Here is a 22,292-nt window from a genome sequence, read left to right on the forward strand (position 1 = left end):
GTCCTTACGGAATTGATTTGTAAGTGATTGATTTTAAAGGGAAAAAATTTCACTTTTAGTTGGCACGACGGCTGCACTTTCAGATTCAAGAAAACTTGATCTGCGATGGAGTCGCCGCCATGAATACCGTACTGAACCTGCTGAGTGCCGCTGCTGTGGTTGTCACTGGTGCATATGCGTCCGCCACGATCTCCGCCCCTGACACCGTTGCCGTTCAGGCGACTGCCAAGGTCACCCACTCCCAACTAATGAACAAACCGCTGACCGAGCCGCAGTGGGCCGAAAGCCCGTTCATGCAGCCTGAGCCGCAAATGGCCCAGACCGCACCGCAAGGCGACGTACTGCGCGGTGCCCAGTGGCTGACCGTCAGCGACGACGTTGAAACCGGCCACACCCCGCAAGCCGCTAACCAGCGCTTTGTATTCTGATTCCAATCCCTGAAAGCCGACAAATGACCGGCCGGCCCCGCGCCTGGTTGTCATGAAAGTCGGGTTAGTTATGTGTGTAAGAGCCTGAGGATGAATGCCATGTCTAAAGCTGCGACGGTCTTGCTGGTGCTGGCCTTTGTTTGCTGCGCTGTGGTGCTGTACGCGCCGTTGAGCAACGCAATGGTCATTGGTGTGTTGAAACTGGCAACCGGATTGCTGGTGGGTATGTTTGTATTAGCCCTGGTGTTTGGCCGCCGTATCAAGTTCGACCCGGTGCTGCGTTAAGCACCGATTCCCCGCTTTCCCGCTACTTCGCTTACCCTCCCGCGCCACCCGCGTATCCCGTAGGAGCGAGCTTGCTCGCGAAGCGGTATTCGCGCCGACGTAATCCCCGCCTGTTCACCACCCTTCGCGAGCAAGCTCGCTCCCACAGTTCGTTTCGCTCCCCCGCCCAACTTTGACGCTTTCGACAATTCCCCTGTCGTTTTTGCGCGATAGCGGCCAATGCCCAAGGAATATGCTGACCCCCAAAGCGCCGGCAAACGATTCGGCGCCGGTTATTAGAGAGGGGACAGCCTGATGAGCCCAGCCGAGTTGCACGCCGACAGCATCGTTATCGACGGTCTGATCATCGCCAAATGGAACCGTGAGCTGTTCGAAGACATGCGCAAAGGCGGCCTGACCATGGCCAACTGCACCGTCTCGGTATGGGAAGGTTTCCAGGCAACCGTCAACAGCATCGCCGCCAGCCAGAAGCTAATGCGCGAAAACGCCGACCTGGTGATGCCCGTGCGCACCACCGCCGACATCCGCAAAGCCAAGGAACAAGGCAAAACCGGCATCCTCTTCGGCTTCCAGAATGCCCACGCATTTGAAGACCAGATCGGCTACGTCGAGGTGTTCAAACAGCTCGGCGTTGGCATTGTGCAGATGTGCTACAACACCCAGAACCTGGTGGGCACCGGCTGTTACGAGCGTGACGGTGGGCTGTCCGGTTTCGGCCGCGAGATCGTCGCGGAAATGAACCGCGTCGGCATCATGTGCGACCTCTCCCACGTCGGTTCCAAGACCTCCGAAGAAGTCATCCTCGAATCGAAAAAGCCGGTGTGCTACTCGCACTGCCTGCCGTCGGGCCTTAAAGAACACCCGCGCAACAAATCCGATGAAGAACTGAAATTCATCGCCGACCACGGCGGCTTTGTCGGCGTGACCATGTTCGCGCCGTTCCTGGCCAAGGGCATCGACTCCACCATCGACGACTACGCCGAAGCCATCGAATACGTGATGAACATCGTCGGCGAAGACGCCATCGGCATTGGCACCGACTTCACTCAGGGCCACGGCCAGGACTTCTTCGAATACCTGACCCACGACAAAGGCTACGCCCGCCGCCTCACCAGCTTCGGCAAGATCATCAACCCGCTGGGCATCCGCACCGTGGGCGAATTCCCCAACCTCACCGAAACCCTGCTCAAGCGCGGCCATAGCGAACGTGTGGTGCGCAAGATCATGGGTGAGAACTGGGTTCGCGTTCTAGCTGACGTCTGGCACGAATAACGCCGTTTCCTTCGACCCTCACCCCCAGCCCCTCTCCCGCAAGCGGGAGAGGGGAGACCATTCGCGGTCGGCTCCCTCTCCCGTTTCGGGAGAGGGTTGGGGTGAGGGTAAAAACCTTACCGAATTTCTGGAGCTCCACCCATGGCCAAAATCGCCCCGCAACTGCCCATCGAAGTCGACAGCGAAACCGGTGTCTGGACCAGCGATGCGCTGCCGATGCTGTATGTGCCACGGCACTTTTTCGTGAATAACCACATGGGCATCGAAGAGGTTCTGGGCGCCGACGCCTATGCCGAGATCCTCTACAAAGCCGGCTACAAATCGGCCTGGCACTGGTGTGAGAAAGAAGCCGAATGCCACGGCATTGAAGGTGTGGCGGTGTTCGAGCACTACATGAATCGTCTGAGCCAGCGCGGCTGGGGCCTGTTCAAAATCCAGGACATCGACCTGGAAAAAGGCACCGCCAGCGTCAAGCTCGAACATTCGGCCTTCGTCTACGTGTACGGCAAGGTCGGCCGCAAGGTGGACTACATGTTCACCGGCTGGTTTGCCGGCGCCATGGACCAGATTCTCGCCGCCAGCGGCAGCAGCATCCGCACCGTCGCCGAGCAGGTGTACGGCGGCTCGGAAGAAGGGCATGACGATGGGTTGTTTGTCGTAAAGCCGCTCTGATCATCTCTTTCCAACTCAACGTGAAAACGTAGCGAGCGAAGGGTAGGCAAGGCGGAGGGCAAAGCGAAAAGCGGAGTTTACATTCAGTAAATGAGCATTTTCGCTTTGCCCTCCAACGCGGCATAACCGAGCGCAGTAGTTTTCAGAGGGTGCCGTAATGGCTTTTGAATCTATGTTCCAGCCGATCCAGATCGGCAAACTGACCATCCGCAACCGCGTGCTCAGCACTGCCCACGCCGAGGTGTATGCCACCGACGGCGGCATGACTACCGAGCGCTATATCAAGTACTACGAAGAGAAGGCCAAGGGCGGTATCGGCCTGGCGATTTGTGGTGGCTCTTCGGTGGTGGCGATCGACAGCCCGCAGGAGTGGTGGAGTTCGGTAAACCTGTCTACCGACCGCATCATTCCGCACTTCCAGAATCTGGCCGACGCCATGCACAAGCATGGCGCCAAAATCATGATTCAAATTACCCACATGGGCCGCCGCTCGCGGTGGGACGGCTTCAACTGGCCAACCCTGATGTCGCCGTCGGGCATCCGCGAACCGGTGCACCGCGCCACCTGTAAAACCATTGAAGTGGAAGAAATCTGGCGTGTGATCGGCAACTACGCCCAGGCCGCGCGCCGGGCGAAGGAAGGCGGCCTGGACGGTATCGAGCTGTCCGCCGTGCACCAACACATGGTCGACCAATTCTGGAGCCCGCGCGTTAACAAACGCACCGATGAATGGGGCGGCGATTTCGAAGGCCGGATGAAATTCGGCCTCGAAGTGCTCAAAGCCATCCGCCAGGAAGTTGGCCCGGATTTCTGCGTCGGCATGCGCATTTGCGGCGACGAATTCCACCCCGACGGCCTCAGCCATGAGGACATGAAACAGATCGCCAAGTACTACGACGACACCGGCATGATCGATTTCATCGGCGTGGTCGGCTCGGGCTGCGACACCCACAACACCCTGGCCAACGTGATCCCCAACATGAGCTACCCGCCGGAGCCATTCCTGCACCTGGCGGCGGGCATCAAGGAAGTGGTCAAGGTGCCAGTGCTGCACGCGCAGAACATCAAAGACCCGAACCAGGCCACGCGCATTCTCGACGGCGGTTACGTCGACATGGTCGGCATGACCCGCGCGCACATCGCCGACCCGCACTTCATCGCCAAAATCAAAATGGGCCAGGTCGACCAGATCAAACAGTGCGTCGGCGCCAACTACTGCATCGACCGCCAATACCAAGGGCTGGATGTGCTGTGCATCCAGAACGCCGCCACGTCCCGCGAATACATGGGCGTGCCGCACATCATCGAAAAAACCACCGGCGTGAAACGCAAAGTGGTGGTGGTCGGTGGTGGCCCAGCGGGTATGGAAGCGGCCCGCGTGGCGGCTGAACGCGGCCACGACGTGACCCTGTTCGAGAAGAAAGACGCACTGGGCGGGCAGATCACCACCGCCTCGAAAGCACCGCAGCGCGACCAAATTGCCGGCATTACCCGCTGGTATCAGCTGGAACTGGCGCGGCTGAAAATCGACCTGCGCCTGGGCACCGGCGCCGACGTCGCGACCATTCAAGACCTGCGCCCGGATGTGATCGTGCTCGCCAACGGCGGCCATCCGTACCTGGAACAAAACGAACATTGGGGCTCGGCCGAAGGTCTGGTGGTCAGCAGCTGGGACGTGCTCGACGGCAAAGTGGCGCCGGCCAAAAACGTGCTGGTGTACGACACCATTTGCGAATTTACCGGCATGTCGGTCGCCGACTTCATGGCCGACAAGGGCTCGCAGGTTGAGATCGTCACCGACGACACCAAACCCGGCGTGGCCATGGGCGGCACCTCGTTCCCCACCTACTACCGCAGCATGTATCCCAAAGACGTGGTCATGACCGGCGACATGATGCTGGAAAAGGTCTACCGCGAAGGCGACAAGCTGGTGGCCGTGCTGGAGAACGAATACACCGGCGCCAAGGAAGAGCGCGTGGTCGATCAGGTGGTGGTGGAAAACGGCGTGCGCCCGGACGAAACCTTGTACTACGCCCTGAAAGAAGGCTCGCGCAACAAAGGCCAGATCGACGTCGAAGCGCTGTTCGCCATCAAGCCGCAACCGTGCCTGAGCGAGGCGGGCGAGGGCTACTTGCTGTTCCGCATCGGCGACTGCGTAGCCCAACGCAACACTCACGCGGCGATTTATGACGCGTTGCGGTTGTGTAAGGACTTCTAAGTGATGGTCTCCCCTCGACCGCTTGCGGGAGAGGGGCGGGGGGAGAGGGGCTGTTGATTCGGTGATTCGCGTCGCCTGCCGCCCCCTCTCCCTAGCCCTCTCCCCGCAGGGGCGAGGGGACCGATTTGTGTTGTTTCCCGGTCCCGCGAAGGAGACCAATGATGTTAAACACCCTTCTGCCCATCCTCCTCTTCGCCGCCCTGCTCTTGGCGGCGATCGGCGCGGCCAAGCGCTTTTTCATGTGGCGCCGTGGCCGTGCAGCCGAGGTCGATTGGCTTGGCGGTTTGCTGGCCATGCCCAAGCGCTACATGGTCGATTTGCACCACGTGGTGGCCCGCGACAAATACATCGCCAACACCCACGTTGCCACGGCGGGCGGTTTTGTTTTGGCTGCCGTGCTTGCGCTGCTGGTGCATGGTTTCGGGTTGCATAACCGCATCCTCGGTTTCGCCTTGCTCGGCGCCTGCGTGCTGATGTTTGTCGGTGCGCTGTTCGTGGCCAAGCGTCGGCTGAATCCGCCCTCGCGCCTGTCGAAAGGCCCGTGGATGCGCCTGCCGAAAAGTCTGCTGATGTTTTCCGTCAGCTTTTTTATCGCCACCTTGCCAGTGGCCGGCATCCTGCCTGCGGCCTTTGGCGGCTGGGTGCTTGCGTTGGTGCTGGCAATTGGCGTGGCCTGGGGCGTGTCGGAATTGTTCTTCGGCATGACCTGGGGCGGGCCGATGAAACACGCCTTCGCCGGTGCCCTGCACCTGGCCTGGCACCGTCGCGCCGAGCGTTTTGGCGGTGGCCGTTCCACTGGGCTGAAAGCCCTCGACCTGTCCAATCCCAACGCGCCTTTGGGTGTGGAAAAACCTATCGACTTCACCTGGAACCAACTCCTCGGTTTCGACGCCTGCGTGCAGTGCGGCAAATGCGAAGCGGCATGCCCGGCCTTCGCGGCGGGGCAACCGCTGAACCCGAAAAAGCTGATTCAAGACATGGTCGTCGGCCTGGCCGGCGGCACCGATGCTAAGTTTGCGGGCAGCCCCTACCCAGGCAAGCCGGTGGGTGAACATGCAGGCGGCCCGCATCAACCCATCGTCAGCGGCCTGGTCGATGCCGAAACGCTGTGGTCGTGCACCACCTGCCGCGCCTGCGTGGAGGAGTGCCCGATGATGATCGAGCACGTCGATGCCATCGTCGACATGCGCCGCCACCTCACCCTGGAAAAAGGCGCCACGCCGAACAAGGGCGCCGAAGTGCTCGACAACCTGATCGCCACCGACAACCCCGGCGGCTTCAACCCCGGCGGCCGGCTGAACTGGGCGGCGGATTTGAACCTCAACCTGCTCAGCGAAAAACACACCACCGACGTGCTGTTCTGGGTCGGCGACGGCGCCTTCGACATGCGCAACCAACGCACCCTGCGCGCCTTTGTGAAAGTGCTGAAAGCCGCCAACGTCGACTTCGCCGTGCTCGGCTTGGAAGAACGAGACAGCGGCGACGTGGCTCGGCGTCTGGGCGATGAAGCGACCTTCCAGAGTCTGGCCAAACGCAACATCGCCACCCTGGACAATTACAGCTTCAAACGCATCGTCAGCTGCGACCCGCACAGTTTCCACGTGCTGAAAAACGAATACGGCGCCCTCGGCGGCCACTACCAAGTGCTGCACCACAGCACCTTTATCGCCGAACTCATCGCCGCGAAAAAACTCAACCTCGGCCAGCACAAAGGCGGCTCCGTGACCTATCACGACCCGTGCTACCTCGGCCGCTACAACGGTGAATACGAAGCGCCGCGTGACGTACTGCGCGCCCTGGGTATTGAAGTGAAAGAAATGCAACGTTCGGGCTTTCGCTCACGCTGCTGCGGCGGCGGTGGCGGCGCGCCGATTACCGACATTCCGGGCAAACAACGCATTCCGGACATGCGCATGGTCGACATCAAAGAAACCGGCGCTGAACTGGTAGCCGTGGGCTGCCCGCAATGCACCGCGATGCTGGAAGGCGTGGTCGAACCTCGGCCGCAGATCAAAGACATCGCCGAGCTGGTGGCAGAGGTACTGCTGGAGACGCCGGTTGTGGCGGTTAAGCGAGTGGCGGAGGGGGTGGAATGATGAACCTTCGTTTGCTGTCACCCCCTCACCCTAGCCCTCTCCCCCAGGGGGGCGAGGGGACGAATCGCGCGCGAATTAACTCCCCTCGCCCGCTTGCGGGAGAGGGGCTGGGGGAGAGGGGCCTTTCGCTCTTGCCTACTCGCCGGAGAAACACCCATGTCTGACCTCATCCGCCGCAACCCCCACGCCGAGCGCATCGCGCGCAACCGCCTGCACCCGTTGCACGCCACCTTGCAGCGCAGCGAAACCAGCTGGATGGGCCCCAACGGCGTCATCCGTAAAAATCCGCACGCGGTCGGCTTTATCGGCCCCAACGGCATCAAGCGCATCGACCGCAGCGGCGTGCAGCAGGGCGGCACCACCAAGCGCTCGAGCCAGAGCGCCGTGGTGCAATTGCCGCTGCACACGGTGCCGGCACCCAGCTTTTACATCGTGGTGGTGCCCGACATGGTCGGTGGCCGCCTGACCGCCCACGACAAAGATCTGCTCGGGCTCGCGCATAAACTCGCCGGCAGCGCAGGCGCCGTGTTGGCCGTGGTATTTGGCGAGCACAAAGAAAGCGGTTTCGACACCGCTGGCGTCGATCGCCTGCTGCACCTCGACGGCTCGCTTTACAGCGGCTACGCGCCCGAGCAACAGGTGCAAGCCCTGACTGCCATTGAACGGCAATTCCAGCCGCGCCATTGGCTGCTGCCCGACAGCCGCACCGGCGGCGGCGAGCTTGGGCGGCGCTTGGCGGCGCAACTGGGCGAACGTCCGGCTACGCGCGTGTGGCAAGTTACCGAGGAGCAATGCATCGGCCGCGCCGGTGCCGGCCAGCAAGACCTGCAACGTCCACTCGCCCGGCTGATTCTGGCCGCCAGCGAATGCGCCGAGCCGGTCAGCGAAACCCGTCATGAAGCGCAGCCCATTTCACTCGACCACGACGTCGCCCGTTGCCTGCCGCGTATCGAAGACCTCGGCGCCGTGGCAGTCGACCCCGCCGCGACACCGATGGCCGAGGCGGAATTTATTTTGTCCGGCGGCAACGGCGTTAAAGACTGGGACCTGTTCCACCGCACCGCCGTCGCCCTCGGCGCCACCGAAGGCGCTTCACGCGTGGCGGTGGACGACGGCCATATGGCGCGTAACCGCCAGGTCGGCGCGACCGGCACCTGGGTCACGGCGCGGGTGTACCTGGCCGTCGGTATTTCCGGCGCCATCCAACACCTGCAAGGCATCGGCGCCTGCGACAAAGTGGTGGCGGTCAACCTGGACGCTGGCTGCGACATGATCAAACGCGCCGACCTGTCCGTCATCGGCGACTCGGCGGCCATTCTTGCCGCCCTAATCGAACGCATGGCCGCGCACCGCGCCGGAGGCAATCGCGATGCAGCCTAAGCCACTCTCAGTGTTGTGCCTGGTGTCCATCGGCGCCCACCCCACCTCCGGCCGCGCCCGCCGCGCCGAGCAGGATTCCCGTGCTGTCGAACTGGGCTTGCGCCTGGCCGGCGAACAGCTGCGCGTACTGCACGCCGGCGACGCCCAGCAAGACGCCTTGCGCGCCTACCTGGGCATGGGCCTGAACGAACTCAGCGTGCTGCAACAGCCGGACGGCGCCGACGCGCTGCCCGTGCTGCTCGACTTCCTCAAAGGCAGCGAGGCGCAACTGGTACTCACCGGCAGCCAGGCCGAAACCGGCGAAGGTTCGGGCATGTTGCCGTACCTGCTGGCCGAGCAATTGGGTTGGCCGTTGGTGGTGGGCCTGGCCGAAGTGGAAAAGGTTGAAAACGGTGTGGCGCAAGTGCTGCAAGCGCTGCCCCGTGGCCAGCGTCGGCGCCTGCAAGTGCGCCTGCCGTTTCTCGCCAGCGTCGACAACGCCGCGCCGGTCGCCCGGCAAAGCGCCTTCGGCCCAGCCCGTCGCGGCACCTTGAGCGCCGATGAGGTTGAAGTGCTCGATGATGACGTGCTCGCCAGCGCCACCTTTCAACCGGCACGGCCTCGGCCCAAACGGCTGAAAGTGATCAAAGCCAAAACCGGCGCCGAGCGTATGAAAGCGGCCACGGCGAAAGCGGCGGGTGGCGGTGGGCAGATTGTGAAAGGCGTCAGCGCGCAGGAGGGCGCCGAGGCGATTTTCAAATTGCTGCTCGAGGAAGGGGTTATTCGCTAGGCCTTTTCGAACGCAAAAGCATCGCGGCTAAAGCCGCTCCCACAGAAAACGGACAACCTGTGGGAGTGGCTTCAGCCGCGATTTTTTTGCCAGGCTGGAGACCGCTTCGCGAGCAAGCTCGCTCCTACAGGAAGCGCACAACCTGTGGGAGCGGCTTTAGCCGCGAGTTTTTTGCGTCGTACCGCTGCGCGCGGAATTACCGTTGGGTCAAAAAGCGTGGTTATTGGGTCTTGATCCCATACAAATACGGCGCCGGCGCAGCCCCCAAATTGCTCAGCAAGCGCTCGCTGTACCAGTCGATAAAATTCACCACGCCAAACTCATAGGTCTTCGAATACGGCCCCGGCTGGTAGGCGGTGGAATTGATGCCGCGTTGGTTTTCTTCTGCCAGGCGACGGTCCTGGTCGTTGGTGGCGTCCCACACTTGGCGCATGCGCACCGGGTCGTAGTCCACGCCTTCAACGGCGTCTTTGTGCACGATCCATTTGGTGGTGACCATGGTTTCCTGGGCGCTGATCGGCCACACGGTAAACACAATGATGTGGTCGCCCATGCAGTGGTTCCACGAGTGCGGCAAATGCAGGATGCGCATGGAGCCCAGGTCCGGGTTTTTGATGCGGCCCATCAATTTGTTGCAGCCTTGTTTGCCGTCCAGGGTCATCGACACAGTGCCTTTGAGCAGCGGCATGCGCACGATGCGGTTGCGCAGGCCAAAGCTGGCGTGGGCGTACGGAATTTTCTCGGCGTCCCAGGCGGCAGCGGAAGCGGCGACGTGGTCTTTGAAAGCCTGGTCGGCACGCGGGTCGGTGACGTCGTCCCACTCCAGCAAAGTTTTCAGCAGCTCAGGGTGCGAGCCGTTGCAGTGGTAGCACTCGCGGTTGTTTTCGATCACCAGCTTCCAGTTGGCTTTTTCCATCAAGGTGGTTTGCACCGCCACCTTGGTGTTCTCCATGTCGTAGGGCTCCATGTAATGAGCCAGGGTGGAGAGAAATTCATCAATGGCCGGCGGGTTCTCGGCCAGCGACACGAAGATGTAGCCGCCCGCGACCTTCACATGCACCGGCTTGAGGCCGAATTTCTTCATGTCGAAGTCGTCGCCCATTTCGGTGCCGGCGTAGAGCAGGCGGCCGTCGAGTTCGTAGGTCCACTGATGGTACGGGCACACCAGCTTGGCGACTTTGCCTTTTTCGCCCGTACACAAACGCGAGCCACGGTGGCGGCATACGTTGTGGAAGGCGTTAACCACGCCGTCGGCGCCGCGAATGACCACGATCGGGTTTTTGCCCAATTGGAAGGTTAGGTAATTGCCCTTCGCCGGGATCTCGCAGGTCATGCCGGCGATCAACCATTCCTTGTGGAAAATCTCCTGCATATCGATATCGAACAGGCGCTCGTCGCTGTAAAAAGGCTGCGGCAGGGAATAGGTGCGTTCGCGGTTTTGCAGCATCTCGGCGGTGGCCTTGCGTGCCGGCTCCAGCGGGTCGCCCAAACTCAGGGTAGTGGTATCCATGGCTCTGTCCTCATGGCTGATCGCGGTGTGCGCGCAGCGAAAATTGGCGGTTGGTGTTCACGCAAGGCGCTTGTGTAATGCGCTCTAGATTGAGGTGGAGTGTGGAGTCGAGCGCGTTGATGGCCTTATCCATGGACGACACGGCCGAATCCGTTTCCGACGCGCCAGCCCCGATGGTTGGGGGCTGGTCGCGGTGAGCATGCCGATGTCGCAGATAGGTAAGTGAGCCACTAGGCGCATGCCCACAATCGGCGCCATAGTCCCGGGCACAAGACCCAGGCAACCCTAAGCGTCAGCGGGAGCGAACATGTCCAACACTTTCCTTAATCCGGTCAACACCCAGACTTGGGCCAACGGCCGTCACCTGGTGCGTTGCGTCAAAGTGATCCAGGAAACCTGGGACGTGCGCACCTTCTGCTTTATGGCCGACCAGCCGATCATGTTCTTCTTCAAGCCGGGGCAGTTCGTCACCCTGGAGCTTGAAATCGATGGCCAGCCGATCATGCGTTCGTACACCATTTCCAGCTCGCCGTCGGTGCCGTACAGCTTCTCGCTGACCATCAAGCGCGTGCCGGGCGGCAAGGTGTCGAACTGGCTGCACGACAACATGAAGGAAGGCGATGAACTGCCCGTGCATGGCCCGGTCGGCCTGTTCAACGCCATGGATTTCCCCAACGACAAAGTGCTCTACCTCAGCGGCGGCGTGGGCATTACCCCGGTGATGTCGATGGCACGCTGGTTCTTCGACACCAACGCCAATGTCGACATGGTATTCGTCCACAGCGCCCGCTCACCCCGCGACGTAATCTACCGCCGTGAGCTGGACCACATGGCCTCTCGCGTCCGCAACTTTGGCTTGCACATCATTTGTGAAAAGCATGGCGAGGGCGAGCCCTGGGCTGGCTATCGCGGCTACCTCAACCAGCCGATGCTGGAACTGATCGCCCCGGATTTCCGCGAGCGTGAAATCTTCTGCTGCGGCCCGACGCCGTACATGAACGCCGTGAAACGCCTGCTCGAAGCCAACGGTTTCGACATGACGCGCTATCACGAAGAATCGTTCGGCGCGACGCCGGCCGAAGATAAAGCCGAAGCCATCGTCAACGCCGAACAGGCCGCCGAAGCGCCGGCGCCGGACGCGGCCGACCTCAATCAGGTGGAATTCACTGCCACGGGCAAGAGCATCCGCGTGGCGCCTGGTGAGACCGTGCACGCTGCGGCGGCCAAGCTGGGGCTGCACATTCCCAAGGCCTGCGGGATGGGGATTTGTGGGACGTGCAAGGTGATGAAGACTTCCGGTGATGTGGAGATGGAGCACAACGGGGGGATTACGGATGAGGATGTGGCGCAGGGGTACATTCTGTCGTGCTGCAGTGTGCCGAAGGGGGATGTGGTGATTGATTATTAAGCGAAGCCCGGCTTATTCGGGCTGCTTTCGATCTGCGAAAACCTTCATTAGCGCGTGTGAGTGGGGATCTGTTTCGCGCCTTACGCGCGAGCTTTTCTACGACGCCATTATCAAAACCTCCGTCATTCCCGCGCAGGCGGGAATCCAGAATCTCAAGCCGTACACGGCAGATCGGCGTAGGTATTCATTACCGCGTGCGCTGAACGTTTTTGTTTCGCGCCTTACGCGCAAGCTTTTCTACCGCGCCCGATATCAAAACCTCCGTCATCCTCGCGAACGCGGGGATCCAGAATTTCAAGCCGTACACGGTAGATCGGCGTAGGTATTCATTACCGCGTGCGCTGAACGTTTTTGTTTCGCGCCTTACGCGCGAGTCACTTTTAGCATTGCCCTAAAAGTAACCAAAAGGTCTAGCTCCTACCTTGGCCTTACGCTGCGCTTCAGGTTCCCTCGCTCCGTCGTTACTCCGGGGGCACGGCGAGACGGGCCATCCATGGCCCGACACGCCTCTCGCGGCTCCCGGCCGCTCAACCCCCTACGCAACGACTCCACTCGGCCTGCGATAAACGGTGCGGGGTAGATCAAGAGCGGGAGATCAAGATCACAAGCAGATCACAAGCAGATCACAAGCGGATCACAAGCGGATCAAAAGCATCGCGGCTGAAGCCGCTCCTACAAAAAAACACTGCCCTGTGGGAGCGGCTTTAGCCGCGATTCCTGGAAACGAAAATGGCGCGTCACAAGTACGGTTTGTTCATTCTTGAACGTTCACCTCGGGCAATTCCTGCAACCGCCAAACCCCTGCTTCAACCACCGCGACCTGCTGCCGGTAAAACAATCGCCATTTACCGTCCCGCTGGGCAAATGCATACGCCTTGCCCGCCGCCGGCGCCGCCTCGGTAAACCGGCTTTCGCGCTCGGGGTTTCCCTGCCCCGGCCCGGTAATCGGCACGTACCGATTGCGCCCGAGCAAGCGCAGCAGGTGCAGTTGGCCGTCGATAAAGCCTTGGAAGTGCACGTCGAGCACATCGTCTTCCAACCAGTGCAGCGTCTCGCTGCGCGGTTCGGCGATGGCGACGCGGTGGAGCACGCCAGGCGCTTCGGCGAAGGCGATCAGGGCGATAAAGTGGCCGCAGTCGGACACGCGATGGTCCAGCGCCCATTCGCCCGGCAATTGCCAGTCACCGATGCTGCACTGGTAGGCGCGCAAGTCGCCTTCGCGGCTGTCACGAAGCGCCTGGAAGGTTAGGCGTTGGCCGCTTTTCAGCGGGGCGCTTTGCAGGAGCAGTGGGTCGTCGTTGAGGGGTAGCAGCAGGTCGACTTCCGGCATCTCGGCGTAGCCGAGTGTCTGTTTGCCGCGACGGTTTTGGCCGGTCACCAGTTCGATTTGGCCGTGGGTGTACGAGGTCACGGGGCCATGGTCGCGGTATTCCAGGCACGGTTGCGCCCAGTTCATGCGCAGGCGCAAATGGTCGGCTTCCAGGCCGATAAAGTTCGGCGAGCTGCACAGCGGTTCACGTTCTCTCGGCTGCCAGGTGTTGCTCATCAGGCGCCAGCCGCTGCTGCGTTGCCATAGCCAAAAACCGCTGATGTCGTCGCGGCTGGCGGCGCAGACGAAGGTCTGGCCGTCTTGGCTGAAGACGATGCTCGGGTCGGGTTGCATCAGCATCAGGCCGGTGGCCTGGCCGTCGAGTATCAGTTCGCCAAGCGGGTTGCGCAGCGGTTCCAAGGGGTCGCCCAGGTCCATCAGGCGCTCGGGCAAGCAGGTGCGCAGTTCAAGCGTCGGCGCCTGAGGCGGCGAGGGCAGTGTGCGGTTCTGGTGGTCGGTTTGCAGGTACTGCCAGTAGCTGTCGGGCAGCCACAGGTCCTGGATGCCGACGAAGGTTTCGCCCCGTTTCGCGCCGGCTATCAGCTCGTCGATGTTGGCGCGGTAAGGCGCGTCGGAGGTCAGTGGGCTGACGCGGCCGATCACCTCGGTGCTGCTGACGTGGTCCAGTTCCCAGAAGTGGCTGATGGCGCAGTGGTGCAGCACGCGCTGTTTGCGGTCGTAGATCAGCAGGCTCCATTCGTTGCGGCTCGGTGCCGGCGACACGAAGTAACGGCCGTCGCTGGAGAACTGCGCCGACGGGCTGGCGTTGAAGATCACGCTGCCGTCGGGTAGCAGGTAGTCGCACACTACCGGCCCGCCCATGGCGATTTCGCTTTCGCCCAGTAGCCGCACCGGCTCGCCTTCGGGCGTCAGGCGCGGTTCGCCGCCGCCCCAGGCGCTGGCGCCGCGTTCGCTGTAGGGGGTGGGCACGGGCATGAGGTTGGTGTCGCTCTCGCGCTCGACCTGTTTTTCCAGGTTCAGGCCGAGGCGTTTTTCCAGGTGGCTGATGAGCAGAATGCCGCCAAAGATCACCAGCACGCCGGCGCAAAAGGCTATCCAGAACGTGGGGATGGCGCGGCCGATGCCGATGGCCAGGCCCAGGGTCCAGAAGAAGCTGAATTGCTGGAGGCGGTAGGGCACGCCGCCGCGGATGCGGTTGGTTAGCCAGGCGATGGGCAGATAGGCCATCCAGCCGAGAAGCCCCAGGGCGAGGGGGGCAAACAGGGGGGTGACGATGATGAGGGCGATCCAGCCGAGTTCGAGGAACAGTTCGAGGAACAGGCGGGGGAGGGACTTTAGGGATCGGTCGTCCATGAACGTGTTCGGCTCGGGATTCTGGATCCCCGCCTGCGCGGGGATGACGGAGGTTTTTGTTGCGCGTGTGGTAAATCTCGCGGTTTTTGCGGGTGGCCTTTAAGCCTGCATCACCAACCGAATATCCGCCGCCAGCTCGCGCACGCGTTCTTCTTCGGTGTCCCACGAGCACATAAACCGCGCGCCGCCGGCGCCGATGAAGGTGTAGAAGCGCCAGTCCCGCGCGCGCAGGGCTTCGATGGCCGGTTCCGAGAGTTGCAGGAACACGCCGTTGGCTTCCACGGGGAACATCAGGCTCACGCCCGGAATGTCGCTGACCAGCTCGGCCAGCAGGCGCGCGCAGCTGTTGGCGTGGCGGGCGTATTTCATCCAGGCGTCGTTTTCCAGCAGGCCGACCCAGGGTGCCGAGAGGAAGCGCATTTTCGAGGCCAGTTGGCCGGCTTGTTTGCAGCGGTAGTCGAAGTCTTCGGCCAGTTGTTTGTTAAAGAACAGAATCGCCTCGCCCACGGCCATGCCGTTTTTGGTGCCGCCAAAGCACAGCACGTCGATGCCGGCTTTCCAGGTCAGCTCGGCAGGCGAGCAGTCGAGGAAGGCGCAGGCGTTGGCGAAGCGGGCGCCGTCCATGTGCAGGTTCAAGCCCAGCTCGCGGCACGTGGCGCTGATGGCTTTGAGTTCTTCGGGGCGGTATACGCTGCCGATTTCGGTGGCCTGGGTGAGCGTAACAACGCGCGGCTTGGGGTAGTGGATGTCTTGGCGCTTGAGGGCGATTTCGCGAATGGTCGCGGGCGTCAGCTTGCCGTTTTCGGTGCGGGCGGTGAGCAGTTTCGAGCCGTTGGAGAAAAACTCCGGCGCGCCGCATTCGTCGGTTTCGACGTGGGCGGTCTCCGAGCAGATCACGCTGTGGTAGCTCTGGCACAACTGCGACAACGCCAGCGAGTTGGCGGCGGTGCCGTTGAAGGCGAAGTACACCTCGCAGTCGGTTTCGAACAGCCGGCGAAAGTGATCCGAGGCGCGGGCCGTCCATTGGTCATCGCCGTAGGCACGGTCGTGGCCGTGGTTGGCCTGCGCCATGGCGGCCCAGGCTTCTGGGCAAATGCCGGAATAGTTGTCGCTGGCGAACTGTTGGGTGGTGTCGGTCATGGAGCACTTCCTGGGACGGCGATGGGCAACACTTTAGCGCGGGTCGGTCGTTGTGTCGTTCAAAGAGCATCGAGGCTGAAGCCTCTCCTACAGTGGAACGTATTTCATTGTGGGAGCGGCTTCAGCCGCGATTGGTCGTTTGCCCAGCCTGGTCAGTTTGAGCATTTTGACGTCGCAAACAGGCATATGGCGTCGCTGGCGATTTCGCAGAATCGCTACACGCACAACCGCTCCGCCTGCCGGAGTGGGCGCCCATAACAATGATGCGGCAGCCGCTGTCGCTGGAGACCCGAGATGTTCAGCAAAAACGACCAGATCAAAGGCTATGACGATGCACTGCTGGCAGCCATGGATGCCGAAGAAGCCCGTCAGGAGCACCACATCGAGCTGATCGCCTCGGAGAACTACACCAGCAAACGCGTGATGCAAGCTCAGGGCAGCGGCCTGACCAACAAGTACGCCGAAGGTTATCCGGGCAAGCGTTACTACGGCGGTTGCGAGCATGTGGACAAGGTCGAGCAACTGGCCATCGACCGCGCCAAAGAGCTGTTCGGCGCCGACTATGCCAACGTGCAGCCGCACTCGGGCAGCCAGGCCAACGCCGCTGTGTACCTCGCGCTCCTGCAAGCCGGCGACACCGTGTTGGGCATGAGCCTGGCCCACGGCGGCCACCTGACTCACGGCGCCAAGGTGAGTTTCTCCGGCAAGCTCTATAACGCGGTGCAGTACGGCATCAACACCGACACCGGCCTGATCGACTACGACGAAGTCGAGCGCCTGGCCGTCGAGCACAAGCCGAAGATGATCATTGCCGGCTTCTCGGCCTACTCGAAAACCCTCGATTTCCCGCGCTTCCGCGAAATCGCCGACAAAGTGGGCGCGTACTTTTTTGTCGACATGGCCCACGTGGCCGGTCTGGTGGCCGCTGGTTTGTACCCCAATCCGCTGCCTTACGCCGACGTGGTGACCACCACCACCCACAAAACCCTGCGCGGCCCGCGTGGCGGTCTGATTCTGGCCAAGGCCAACCCAGACCTGGAGAAGAAATTCCAGGCCGCCGTATTCCCCGGCGGCCAGGGCGGCCCGCTGATGCACGTGATCGCCGCCAAAGCGGTGTGCTTCAAGGAAGCGCTGGAGCCTGGCTTCAAGGCGTATCAGCAGCAGGTGATCGATAACGCCCAGGCCATGGCTAAAGTCTTTATCGAGCGCGGCTACGACGTGGTGTCGGGCGGCACCGACAACCACCTGTTCCTCGTCAGCCTGATTCGCCAGGGCCTCACCGGCAAAGACGCCGACGCAGCCCTCGGCCGTGCCGGCATCACCGTGAACAAGAACGCCGTGCCTAACGACCCACAGTCGCCGTTCGTAACCTCGGGCCTGCGCATCGGCACGCCAGCGATCACCACACGCGGCTTCAAAGTGGCGCAGAGCGTGGCATTGGCCGGCTGGATTTGCGACATCCTCGACCACCTCGGCGATGCCGATGTCGAGGCGCAGGTGGCCAAGCAAGCCGCCGCCCTGTGCGCGGATTTCCCGGTCTACAAGTGATTTCACCCGACTGATTTACTAACCCTCGCCAGCGGTCGGCGAGGGACGCAGCGAGGAGCACCTCTGATGCAACGTTATTCCGGCTTCGGCCTGTTCAAGCACTCGCTCAGCCACAACGAAAACTGGCAGCGCATGTGGCGCAATCCCACACCGAAACCGGTGTACGACGTAATCATCGTCGGCGGTGGCGGCCACGGTCTGGCCACGGCTTACTACCTGGCCAAAGTGCATGGCATCACCAATGTCGCGGTGGTCGAAAAGGGTTGGCTGGGCGGCGGCAACACCGCGCGCAACACCACCATCGTGCGTTCCAACTACCTGTGGGATGAGTCGGCGCACCTGTACGAACACGCCATGAAACTGTGGGAAGGGCTGTCGCAAGACATCAACTACAACGTGATGTTCTCGCCCCGTGGTGTTTACAACCTGTGCCACACCCTGCAAGACATGCGTGACTCCGAGCGCCGCGTGAGCGCCAACCGCCTCAACGGTATCGACGGTGAACTGCTCGACGCCAAGCAAACCGCCGCTGAAATTCCGTACCTGGATTGCTCGAAAAACACCCGCTACCCGGTCATGGGCGCCACCGTGCAACGGCGCGCAGGCGTGGCCCGTCACGACGCCGTGGCCTGGGGCTACGCCCGTGCCGCCGACGCCCTGGGCGTGGACCTGATTCAGCAAACCGAAGTGATCGGTTTCCGTAAGGAAAACGGCGTGGTCATCGGCGTTGAAACCAGCAAAGGCTTTATCGGCGGCAAGCGCGTGGGCGTGGTCACGGCGGGTAACTCTGGACACATGGCCAAGCTCGCGGGCTTTCGTCTGCCGCTGGAATCCCACCCGCTGCAAGCGCTGGTATCAGAGCCGATCAAGCCGATTATCGACAGCGTGATCATGTCCAACGCCGTGCACGGCTACATCAGCCAGTCCGACAAAGGCGACCTGGTCATTGGTGCCGGCATCGACGGCTACGTCGGCTATGGCCAGCGCGGCTCGTACCCGACCATCGAACACACCCTGCAAGCCATCGTCGAAATGTTCCCGGTGCTCAGCCGCGTGCGCATGAACCGCCAGTGGGGCGGCATTGTGGATACCTCGCCGGACGCCTGCCCAATCATCAGCAAAACCCCGGTGCCCAACCTGTTCTTCAACTGCGGTTGGGGCACCGGCGGCTTCAAAGCCACACCGGGCTCAGGCCACGTATTTGCCGCCAGCCTGGCCACTGGCGAGATGCACCCGCTGGCCAAACCGTTCTCGATGGACCGCTTCCACAACGGCGCCTTGATCGACGAACACGGCGCAGCGGCAGTGGCCCACTAATCAAGGCGCAATCCCCTCTCCCGCGAGCGGGCAGAGGGGAGCCAAGCGGGAACGCGGTAGCAAAACAATCCCCTCGCCCGCTTGCGGGAGAGGGTGCCCGAAGGGCGGGAGAGGGGCTTTTAGCGGCGAACGCAAAAACCCTCTCCCCCGACCCCTCTCCCGCAAGCGGGCAGAGGGGAGGTAAGCAAACGAATTCTGGAGGTACGGCCATGCTGCAAATTTTCTGCCCTCACTGTGGCGAGCTACGCGCTGAAGAGGAATTTCACGCGGCCGGCCAGGCGCATATTCCGCGCCCGCTCGACCCCAACGCCTGCACTGACCAGGAGTGGGGCGATTACCTGTTCTTCCGCGACAACCCCCGTGGCATTCACCACGAGCTGTGGATTCACGCCGCCGGTTGCCGCCAGTACTTCAACGCGACGCGCGACACCATCAGCTACGAAATTTTCGAAACCTACAAAATTGGCGAGAAGCCCTCGGTGACCGCCAAACCGAAAGCCAGCGCCGCAGGAGAACAGGCATGAGCCAGATCAACCGCCTGAGTAACGGTGGCCGGATCAACCGTAACCAGCCGCTGACCTTCACCTTCAACGGCACCACCTACCAAGGTTTCGCTGGCGACACCCTGGCGGCCGCGTTGCTGGCCAATGGCGTCGACATCATCGGCCGCAGCTTCAAGTATTCGCGCCCTCGCGGCATCGTCGCCGCCGGTGCTGAAGAGCCCAACGCCGTGCTGCAAATCGGCTCTCGCGAAGCCACGCAAATCCCCAACGTGCGCGCCACGCAACAAGCGCTTTACAGCGGCCTCGTCGCCACCAGCACGAACGGCTGGCCGAGCGTGAACAACGATGTAATGGGCATTCTTGGCAAGGTCGGCGGCGACATGATGGCGCCCGGCTTTTACTACAAAACCTTTATGTACCCGCAGTCGATGTGGATGACCTACGAGAAGTACATCCGCAAAGCCGCAGGCCTGGGCCGTGCGCCGAAGGAAAATGATCCCGATCGCTACGACCACATGAACCAGCACTGCGACGTGCTGGTGGTCGGCGGTGGCGCTGCCGGTCTGGCCGCTGCGCTGGCGGCCGGCCGTGCCGGTGCGCGGGTGATTCTGGCCGATGAGCAAGAAGAGTTCGGCGGCCAGTTGCTCGACAGCCGCGAAAGCCTCGATGGCCGTCCGGCTGCCGACTGGGTGGCCAAAGCCGTGGCCGAATTAAAAGCCATGCCTGAAGTGCTGCTGCTGCCGCGCGCCACGGTGAACGGCTACCACGACCATAACTTCCTCACCATTCACGAGCGCCGTTTCGACCACTTGGGCGAAACCGCCCCGCTGGGCGAGACGCGTCAACGCATGCACCGCGTGCGTGCTAAACGTGTGGTCCTGGCCACGGGCGCCCATGAGCGGCCGCTGGTGTATGGCAATAACGATGTGCCGGGCAACATGCTCGCCGGCGCCATCTCGACGTATGTACGCCGTTACGGCGTGGCGCCGGGCAAACAGCTGGTGCTGTCGACCACCAACGACTTCGCCTACCGCGTTGCGCTCGACTGGCTCGAAGCCGGCCTGAAAGTGGTCGCCATCGCCGATGCCCGCCCGAACCCACGGGGCGCCTGGGTGGAAGAGGCCCGCGCCAAAGGCGTGCGCGTGCTCACCGGCAGCGCCGTCATCGAAACCCGTGGCAGCAAGCGCGTGAGTGCGGCGCGTATCGCCGCCATCGACCCGGTTGCCCATAAAGTCACCAGCCCCGGCGAGTGGCTGGACTGCGACACCGTGGCCACTTCCGGCGGCTACAGCCCGGTCGTTCACCTGGCCTCGCACCTGGGCGGCAAGCCGACCTGGCGTGAGGACCTGCTGGCATTCGTGCCCGGCGAAGGTTTCCAGAAGCGCGTGTGTGCCGGTGCCGTTAACGGTGTATTCCAACTCGGCGATGTGCTGGCCGATGGGTTCGAGGCCGGCGTGAAAGCCGCCGGTGAAATCGGTTTTGCACCTGTCACGGGTGAAGTGCCAAACGTGGCCGCGCGCAGTGAAGAGCCGAGCATCGCCTTGTTCCAGGTGCCTCACGAAAAATCCACCGCCCGTGGCCCGAAACAATTCGTCGACCTGCAAAACGACGTCACCAGCGCCGGTATCGAACTGGCCACCCGTGAAGGCTTTGAGTCGGTCGAGCACGTTAAGCGCTACACCGCGCTGGGTTTTGGGACCGATCAGGGCAAGCTTGGCAACATCAACGGGTTGGCGATTGCCGCGCGTTCGCTGGGCATCAGCATTACCCAGATGGGCACCACGATGTTCCGCCCCAACTACACGCCGGTGACTTTCGGCTCGGTAGCCGGGCGCAATTGCGGCGCGCTGTTCGACCCGGTGCGCTACACCGCACTGCACGCCTGGCACCTGGCACAAGGCGCCGAGTTCGAAGATGTGGGCCAGTGGAAACGGCCCTGGTACTTCCCGAAAAACGGTGAAGACCTGCACTCCGCCGTGGCACGTGAATGCAAAGCCGTGCGCGACAGCGTCGGCCTGCTGGACGCCTCCACCCTCGGCAAAATCGACATTCAAGGCCCCGATGCCCGCGAGTTTCTCAACCGCGTGTACACCAACGCCTGGACCAAACTTGACGTGGGCAAAGCCCGCTACGGCCTGATGTGCAAAGAAGACGGCATGGTCTTCGACGACGGCGTGACCGCGTGCCTGGCCGACAACCATTTCCTGATGACCACCACCACCGGCGGCGCTGCCCGCGTGATGCAGTGGCTGGAGATTTACCACCAGACCGAGTGGCCGGACCTCAAGGTGTACTTCACTTCTGTGACCGACCACTGGGCCACCATGACCTTGTCCGGCCCCAACAGCCGCAAGCTGCTCAGCGAAGTGACGGACATCGACCTGGACCGCGACGGCTTCCCGTTCATGACCTGGAAAGAAGGCCTGGTTGGCGGTGTGCCGGCGCGGGTGTTCCGTATCTCGTTTACCGGTGAGCTGTCCTACGAAATCAACGTGCAGGCCGACTACGCCATGGGCGTGCTGGAAAAAATCGTCGCCGCCGGCAAGTCATACAACCTGACCCCGTACGGCACCGAAACCATGCACGTACTGCGGGCCGAGAAGGGCTTCATCATCGTCGGCCAAGACACCGACGGCTCGGTCACCCCGGACGACCTGAACATGGGCTGGTGCGTGGGCCGGACCAAACCGTTCTCTTGGATCGGCTGGCGCGGCATGAACCGCGAAGACTGCGTGCGCGAAAACCGCAAACAGCTGGTTGGCCTGAAACCGGTAGACCCCAAGTTCGTGCTGCCCGAAGGCGCGCAACTGGTGTTCGACACCAAACAGCAGATTCCCATGGCCATGGTCGGCCACGTCACCTCCAGCTACTACAGCGCCAGCCTGGGCTACAGCTTTGCCCTGGCAATGGTTAAAGGCGGCCTGAAACGCATGGGCGAGAAGGTGTGGGCGCCGTTGGCCGATGGCCGTTTCGTGGAAGCGGAAATTTGCAGCTCGGTGTTCTTCGATCCGAAAGGGGAGCAACAGAATGTTTGACTCCCTGAATCACACCCTTACCGCAATG

General features: G+C 62.1%; 16 protein-coding genes. 13 read left to right on the forward strand and 3 right to left on the reverse strand.

Translation table 11 applies throughout. From position 1 onward, the window contains the following. Window positions 1-119 precede the first annotated feature (119 nt). From ACZZ0Q_RS00840 to etfB, 8 genes are all read left to right on the forward strand, one after another. Window positions 120-428, forward strand: coding sequence for a hypothetical protein (locus tag ACZZ0Q_RS00840; RefSeq protein ID WP_463540425.1), 309 nt, complete (start codon window positions 120-122; stop codon window positions 426-428). Window positions 429-527: 99 nt separating this feature from the next. Then, a complete protein-coding gene (locus tag ACZZ0Q_RS00845) occupies window positions 528-713 on the forward strand; it encodes a PA3371 family protein (protein ID WP_463540424.1) in 186 nt (61 codons plus the stop codon). Between the two features lie 294 nt (window positions 714-1,007). After that, window positions 1,008-1,985 carry a dipeptidase gene (locus tag ACZZ0Q_RS00850; protein ID WP_463540423.1) on the forward strand — a complete coding sequence of 326 codons (978 nt, stop codon included), beginning with the start codon at window positions 1,008-1,010 and terminating at the stop codon, window positions 1,983-1,985. Between the two features lie 141 nt (window positions 1,986-2,126). Further along, window positions 2,127-2,657 (forward strand): DUF5943 domain-containing protein, encoded by a 531-nt coding sequence (locus ACZZ0Q_RS00855; protein ID WP_463540422.1) that lies wholly within the window; start codon window positions 2,127-2,129, stop codon window positions 2,655-2,657. 157 nt (window positions 2,658-2,814) lie between these two features. Further along, complete coding sequence (gene dgcA, locus ACZZ0Q_RS00860) at window positions 2,815-4,875, forward strand: dimethylglycine demethylation protein DgcA (RefSeq protein ID WP_122492061.1); 2,061 nt, start codon at window positions 2,815-2,817, stop codon at window positions 4,873-4,875. A 161-nt stretch (window positions 4,876-5,036) separates the two neighbouring features. Further along, the gene (gene dgcB, locus ACZZ0Q_RS00865; protein WP_463540421.1) at window positions 5,037-6,971 is read left to right on the forward strand and encodes a dimethylglycine demethylation protein DgcB; all 1,935 of its coding nucleotides are present in this window, start codon (window positions 5,037-5,039) and stop codon (window positions 6,969-6,971) included. A gap of 156 nt (window positions 6,972-7,127) precedes the next feature. Then, the gene (gene etfA, locus ACZZ0Q_RS00870) at window positions 7,128-8,351 is read left to right on the forward strand and encodes an electron transfer flavoprotein subunit alpha (protein WP_463540420.1); all 1,224 of its coding nucleotides are present in this window, start codon (window positions 7,128-7,130) and stop codon (window positions 8,349-8,351) included. Then, a complete protein-coding gene (gene etfB / locus ACZZ0Q_RS00875; protein ID WP_463540419.1) occupies window positions 8,341-9,120 on the forward strand; it encodes an electron transfer flavoprotein subunit beta in 780 nt (259 codons plus the stop codon). Before etfA ends, etfB begins: the two co-directional genes overlap by 11 nt. A 220-nt stretch (window positions 9,121-9,340) precedes the next feature. Here etfB and gbcA read toward each other — a convergent pair whose 3' ends face one another. Beyond that, on the reverse strand, window positions 9,341-10,630 hold the full coding sequence (gene gbcA / locus ACZZ0Q_RS00880) for a glycine-betaine demethylase subunit GbcA (protein WP_463384146.1): 1,290 nt from the start codon (window positions 10,628-10,630) through the stop codon (window positions 9,341-9,343). A 307-nt stretch (window positions 10,631-10,937) separates the two neighbouring features. On the opposite strand from gbcA, the gene gbcB reads away from it, so the two are divergent. Beyond that, on the forward strand, window positions 10,938-12,038 hold the full coding sequence (gene gbcB / locus ACZZ0Q_RS00885; RefSeq protein ID WP_463540418.1) for a glycine-betaine demethylase subunit GbcB: 1,101 nt from the start codon (window positions 10,938-10,940) through the stop codon (window positions 12,036-12,038). Window positions 12,039-12,792: 754 nt separating this feature from the next. Here gbcB and ACZZ0Q_RS00890 read toward each other — a convergent pair. Together ACZZ0Q_RS00890 and ACZZ0Q_RS00895 are read right to left on the reverse strand one after the other, a co-directional pair. Next, window positions 12,793-14,721, reverse strand: a complete 1,929-nt coding sequence (locus ACZZ0Q_RS00890; protein ID WP_463560204.1) for a ferredoxin — start codon at window positions 14,719-14,721, stop codon at window positions 12,793-12,795. Between the two features lie 99 nt (window positions 14,722-14,820). After that, window positions 14,821-15,861: a threonine aldolase family protein gene (locus ACZZ0Q_RS00895; protein ID WP_122492054.1), complete on the reverse strand. Its 1,041-nt coding sequence runs from the start codon at window positions 15,859-15,861 to the stop codon at window positions 14,821-14,823. Window positions 15,862-16,155: 294 nt separating this feature from the next. Here ACZZ0Q_RS00895 and glyA point away from each other — a divergent pair, with 294 nt between their 5' ends. The 4 genes from glyA (at window position 16,156) to ACZZ0Q_RS00915 (ending at window position 22,264) form a co-directional block, all read left to right on the forward strand. Continuing rightward, window positions 16,156-17,409 carry a serine hydroxymethyltransferase gene (gene glyA, locus ACZZ0Q_RS00900; protein ID WP_463540416.1) on the forward strand — a complete coding sequence of 418 codons (1,254 nt, stop codon included), beginning with the start codon at window positions 16,156-16,158 and terminating at the stop codon, window positions 17,407-17,409. Between the two features lie 66 nt (window positions 17,410-17,475). Beyond that, window positions 17,476-18,726, forward strand: coding sequence for a sarcosine oxidase subunit beta family protein (locus ACZZ0Q_RS00905; protein WP_463540415.1), 1,251 nt, complete (start codon window positions 17,476-17,478; stop codon window positions 18,724-18,726). Window positions 18,727-18,935: 209 nt separating this feature from the next. Continuing rightward, window positions 18,936-19,250, forward strand: coding sequence for a sarcosine oxidase subunit delta (locus ACZZ0Q_RS00910; protein WP_122492052.1), 315 nt, complete (start codon window positions 18,936-18,938; stop codon window positions 19,248-19,250). Then, window positions 19,247-22,264, forward strand: coding sequence for a sarcosine oxidase subunit alpha (locus ACZZ0Q_RS00915; protein WP_463540414.1), 3,018 nt, complete (start codon window positions 19,247-19,249; stop codon window positions 22,262-22,264). The genes ACZZ0Q_RS00910 and ACZZ0Q_RS00915 overlap by 4 nt, the downstream gene beginning before the upstream one ends. The last annotated feature ends 28 nt before the right edge of the window (window positions 22,265-22,292 follow it).

The organism is Pseudomonas sp. AC070, from assembly GCF_979258635.1.

Bases quoted from the DNA above. Each gene is read 5' to 3' on its own strand.
- ACZZ0Q_RS00840 (WP_463540425.1), top strand. From the start codon at position 120: ATGAATACCGTACTGAACCTGCTGAGTGCCGCTGCTGTGGTTGTCACT.
- ACZZ0Q_RS00845 (WP_463540424.1), top strand. From the start codon at position 528: ATGTCTAAAGCTGCGACGGTCTTGCTGGTGCTGGCCTTTGTTTGCTGC.
- ACZZ0Q_RS00850 (WP_463540423.1), top strand. From the start codon at position 1,008: ATGAGCCCAGCCGAGTTGCACGCCGACAGCATCGTTATCGACGGTCTG.
- ACZZ0Q_RS00855 (WP_463540422.1), top strand. From the start codon at position 2,127: ATGGCCAAAATCGCCCCGCAACTGCCCATCGAAGTCGACAGCGAAACC.
- dgcA (WP_122492061.1), top strand. From the start codon at position 2,815: ATGGCTTTTGAATCTATGTTCCAGCCGATCCAGATCGGCAAACTGACC.
- dgcB (WP_463540421.1), top strand. From the start codon at position 5,037: ATGTTAAACACCCTTCTGCCCATCCTCCTCTTCGCCGCCCTGCTCTTG.
- etfA (WP_463540420.1), top strand. From the start codon at position 7,128: ATGTCTGACCTCATCCGCCGCAACCCCCACGCCGAGCGCATCGCGCGC.
- etfB (WP_463540419.1), top strand. From the start codon at position 8,341: ATGCAGCCTAAGCCACTCTCAGTGTTGTGCCTGGTGTCCATCGGCGCC.
- gbcA (WP_463384146.1), bottom strand. From the start codon at position 10,630: ATGGATACCACTACCCTGAGTTTGGGCGACCCGCTGGAGCCGGCACGC.
- gbcB (WP_463540418.1), top strand. From the start codon at position 10,938: ATGTCCAACACTTTCCTTAATCCGGTCAACACCCAGACTTGGGCCAAC.
- ACZZ0Q_RS00890 (WP_463560204.1), bottom strand. From the start codon at position 14,721: ATGGACGACCGATCCCTAAAGTCCCTCCCCCGCCTGTTCCTCGAACTG.
- ACZZ0Q_RS00895 (WP_122492054.1), bottom strand. From the start codon at position 15,861: ATGACCGACACCACCCAACAGTTCGCCAGCGACAACTATTCCGGCATT.
- glyA (WP_463540416.1), top strand. From the start codon at position 16,156: ATGTTCAGCAAAAACGACCAGATCAAAGGCTATGACGATGCACTGCTG.
- ACZZ0Q_RS00905 (WP_463540415.1), top strand. From the start codon at position 17,476: ATGCAACGTTATTCCGGCTTCGGCCTGTTCAAGCACTCGCTCAGCCAC.
- ACZZ0Q_RS00910 (WP_122492052.1), top strand. From the start codon at position 18,936: ATGCTGCAAATTTTCTGCCCTCACTGTGGCGAGCTACGCGCTGAAGAG.
- ACZZ0Q_RS00915 (WP_463540414.1), top strand. From the start codon at position 19,247: ATGAGCCAGATCAACCGCCTGAGTAACGGTGGCCGGATCAACCGTAAC.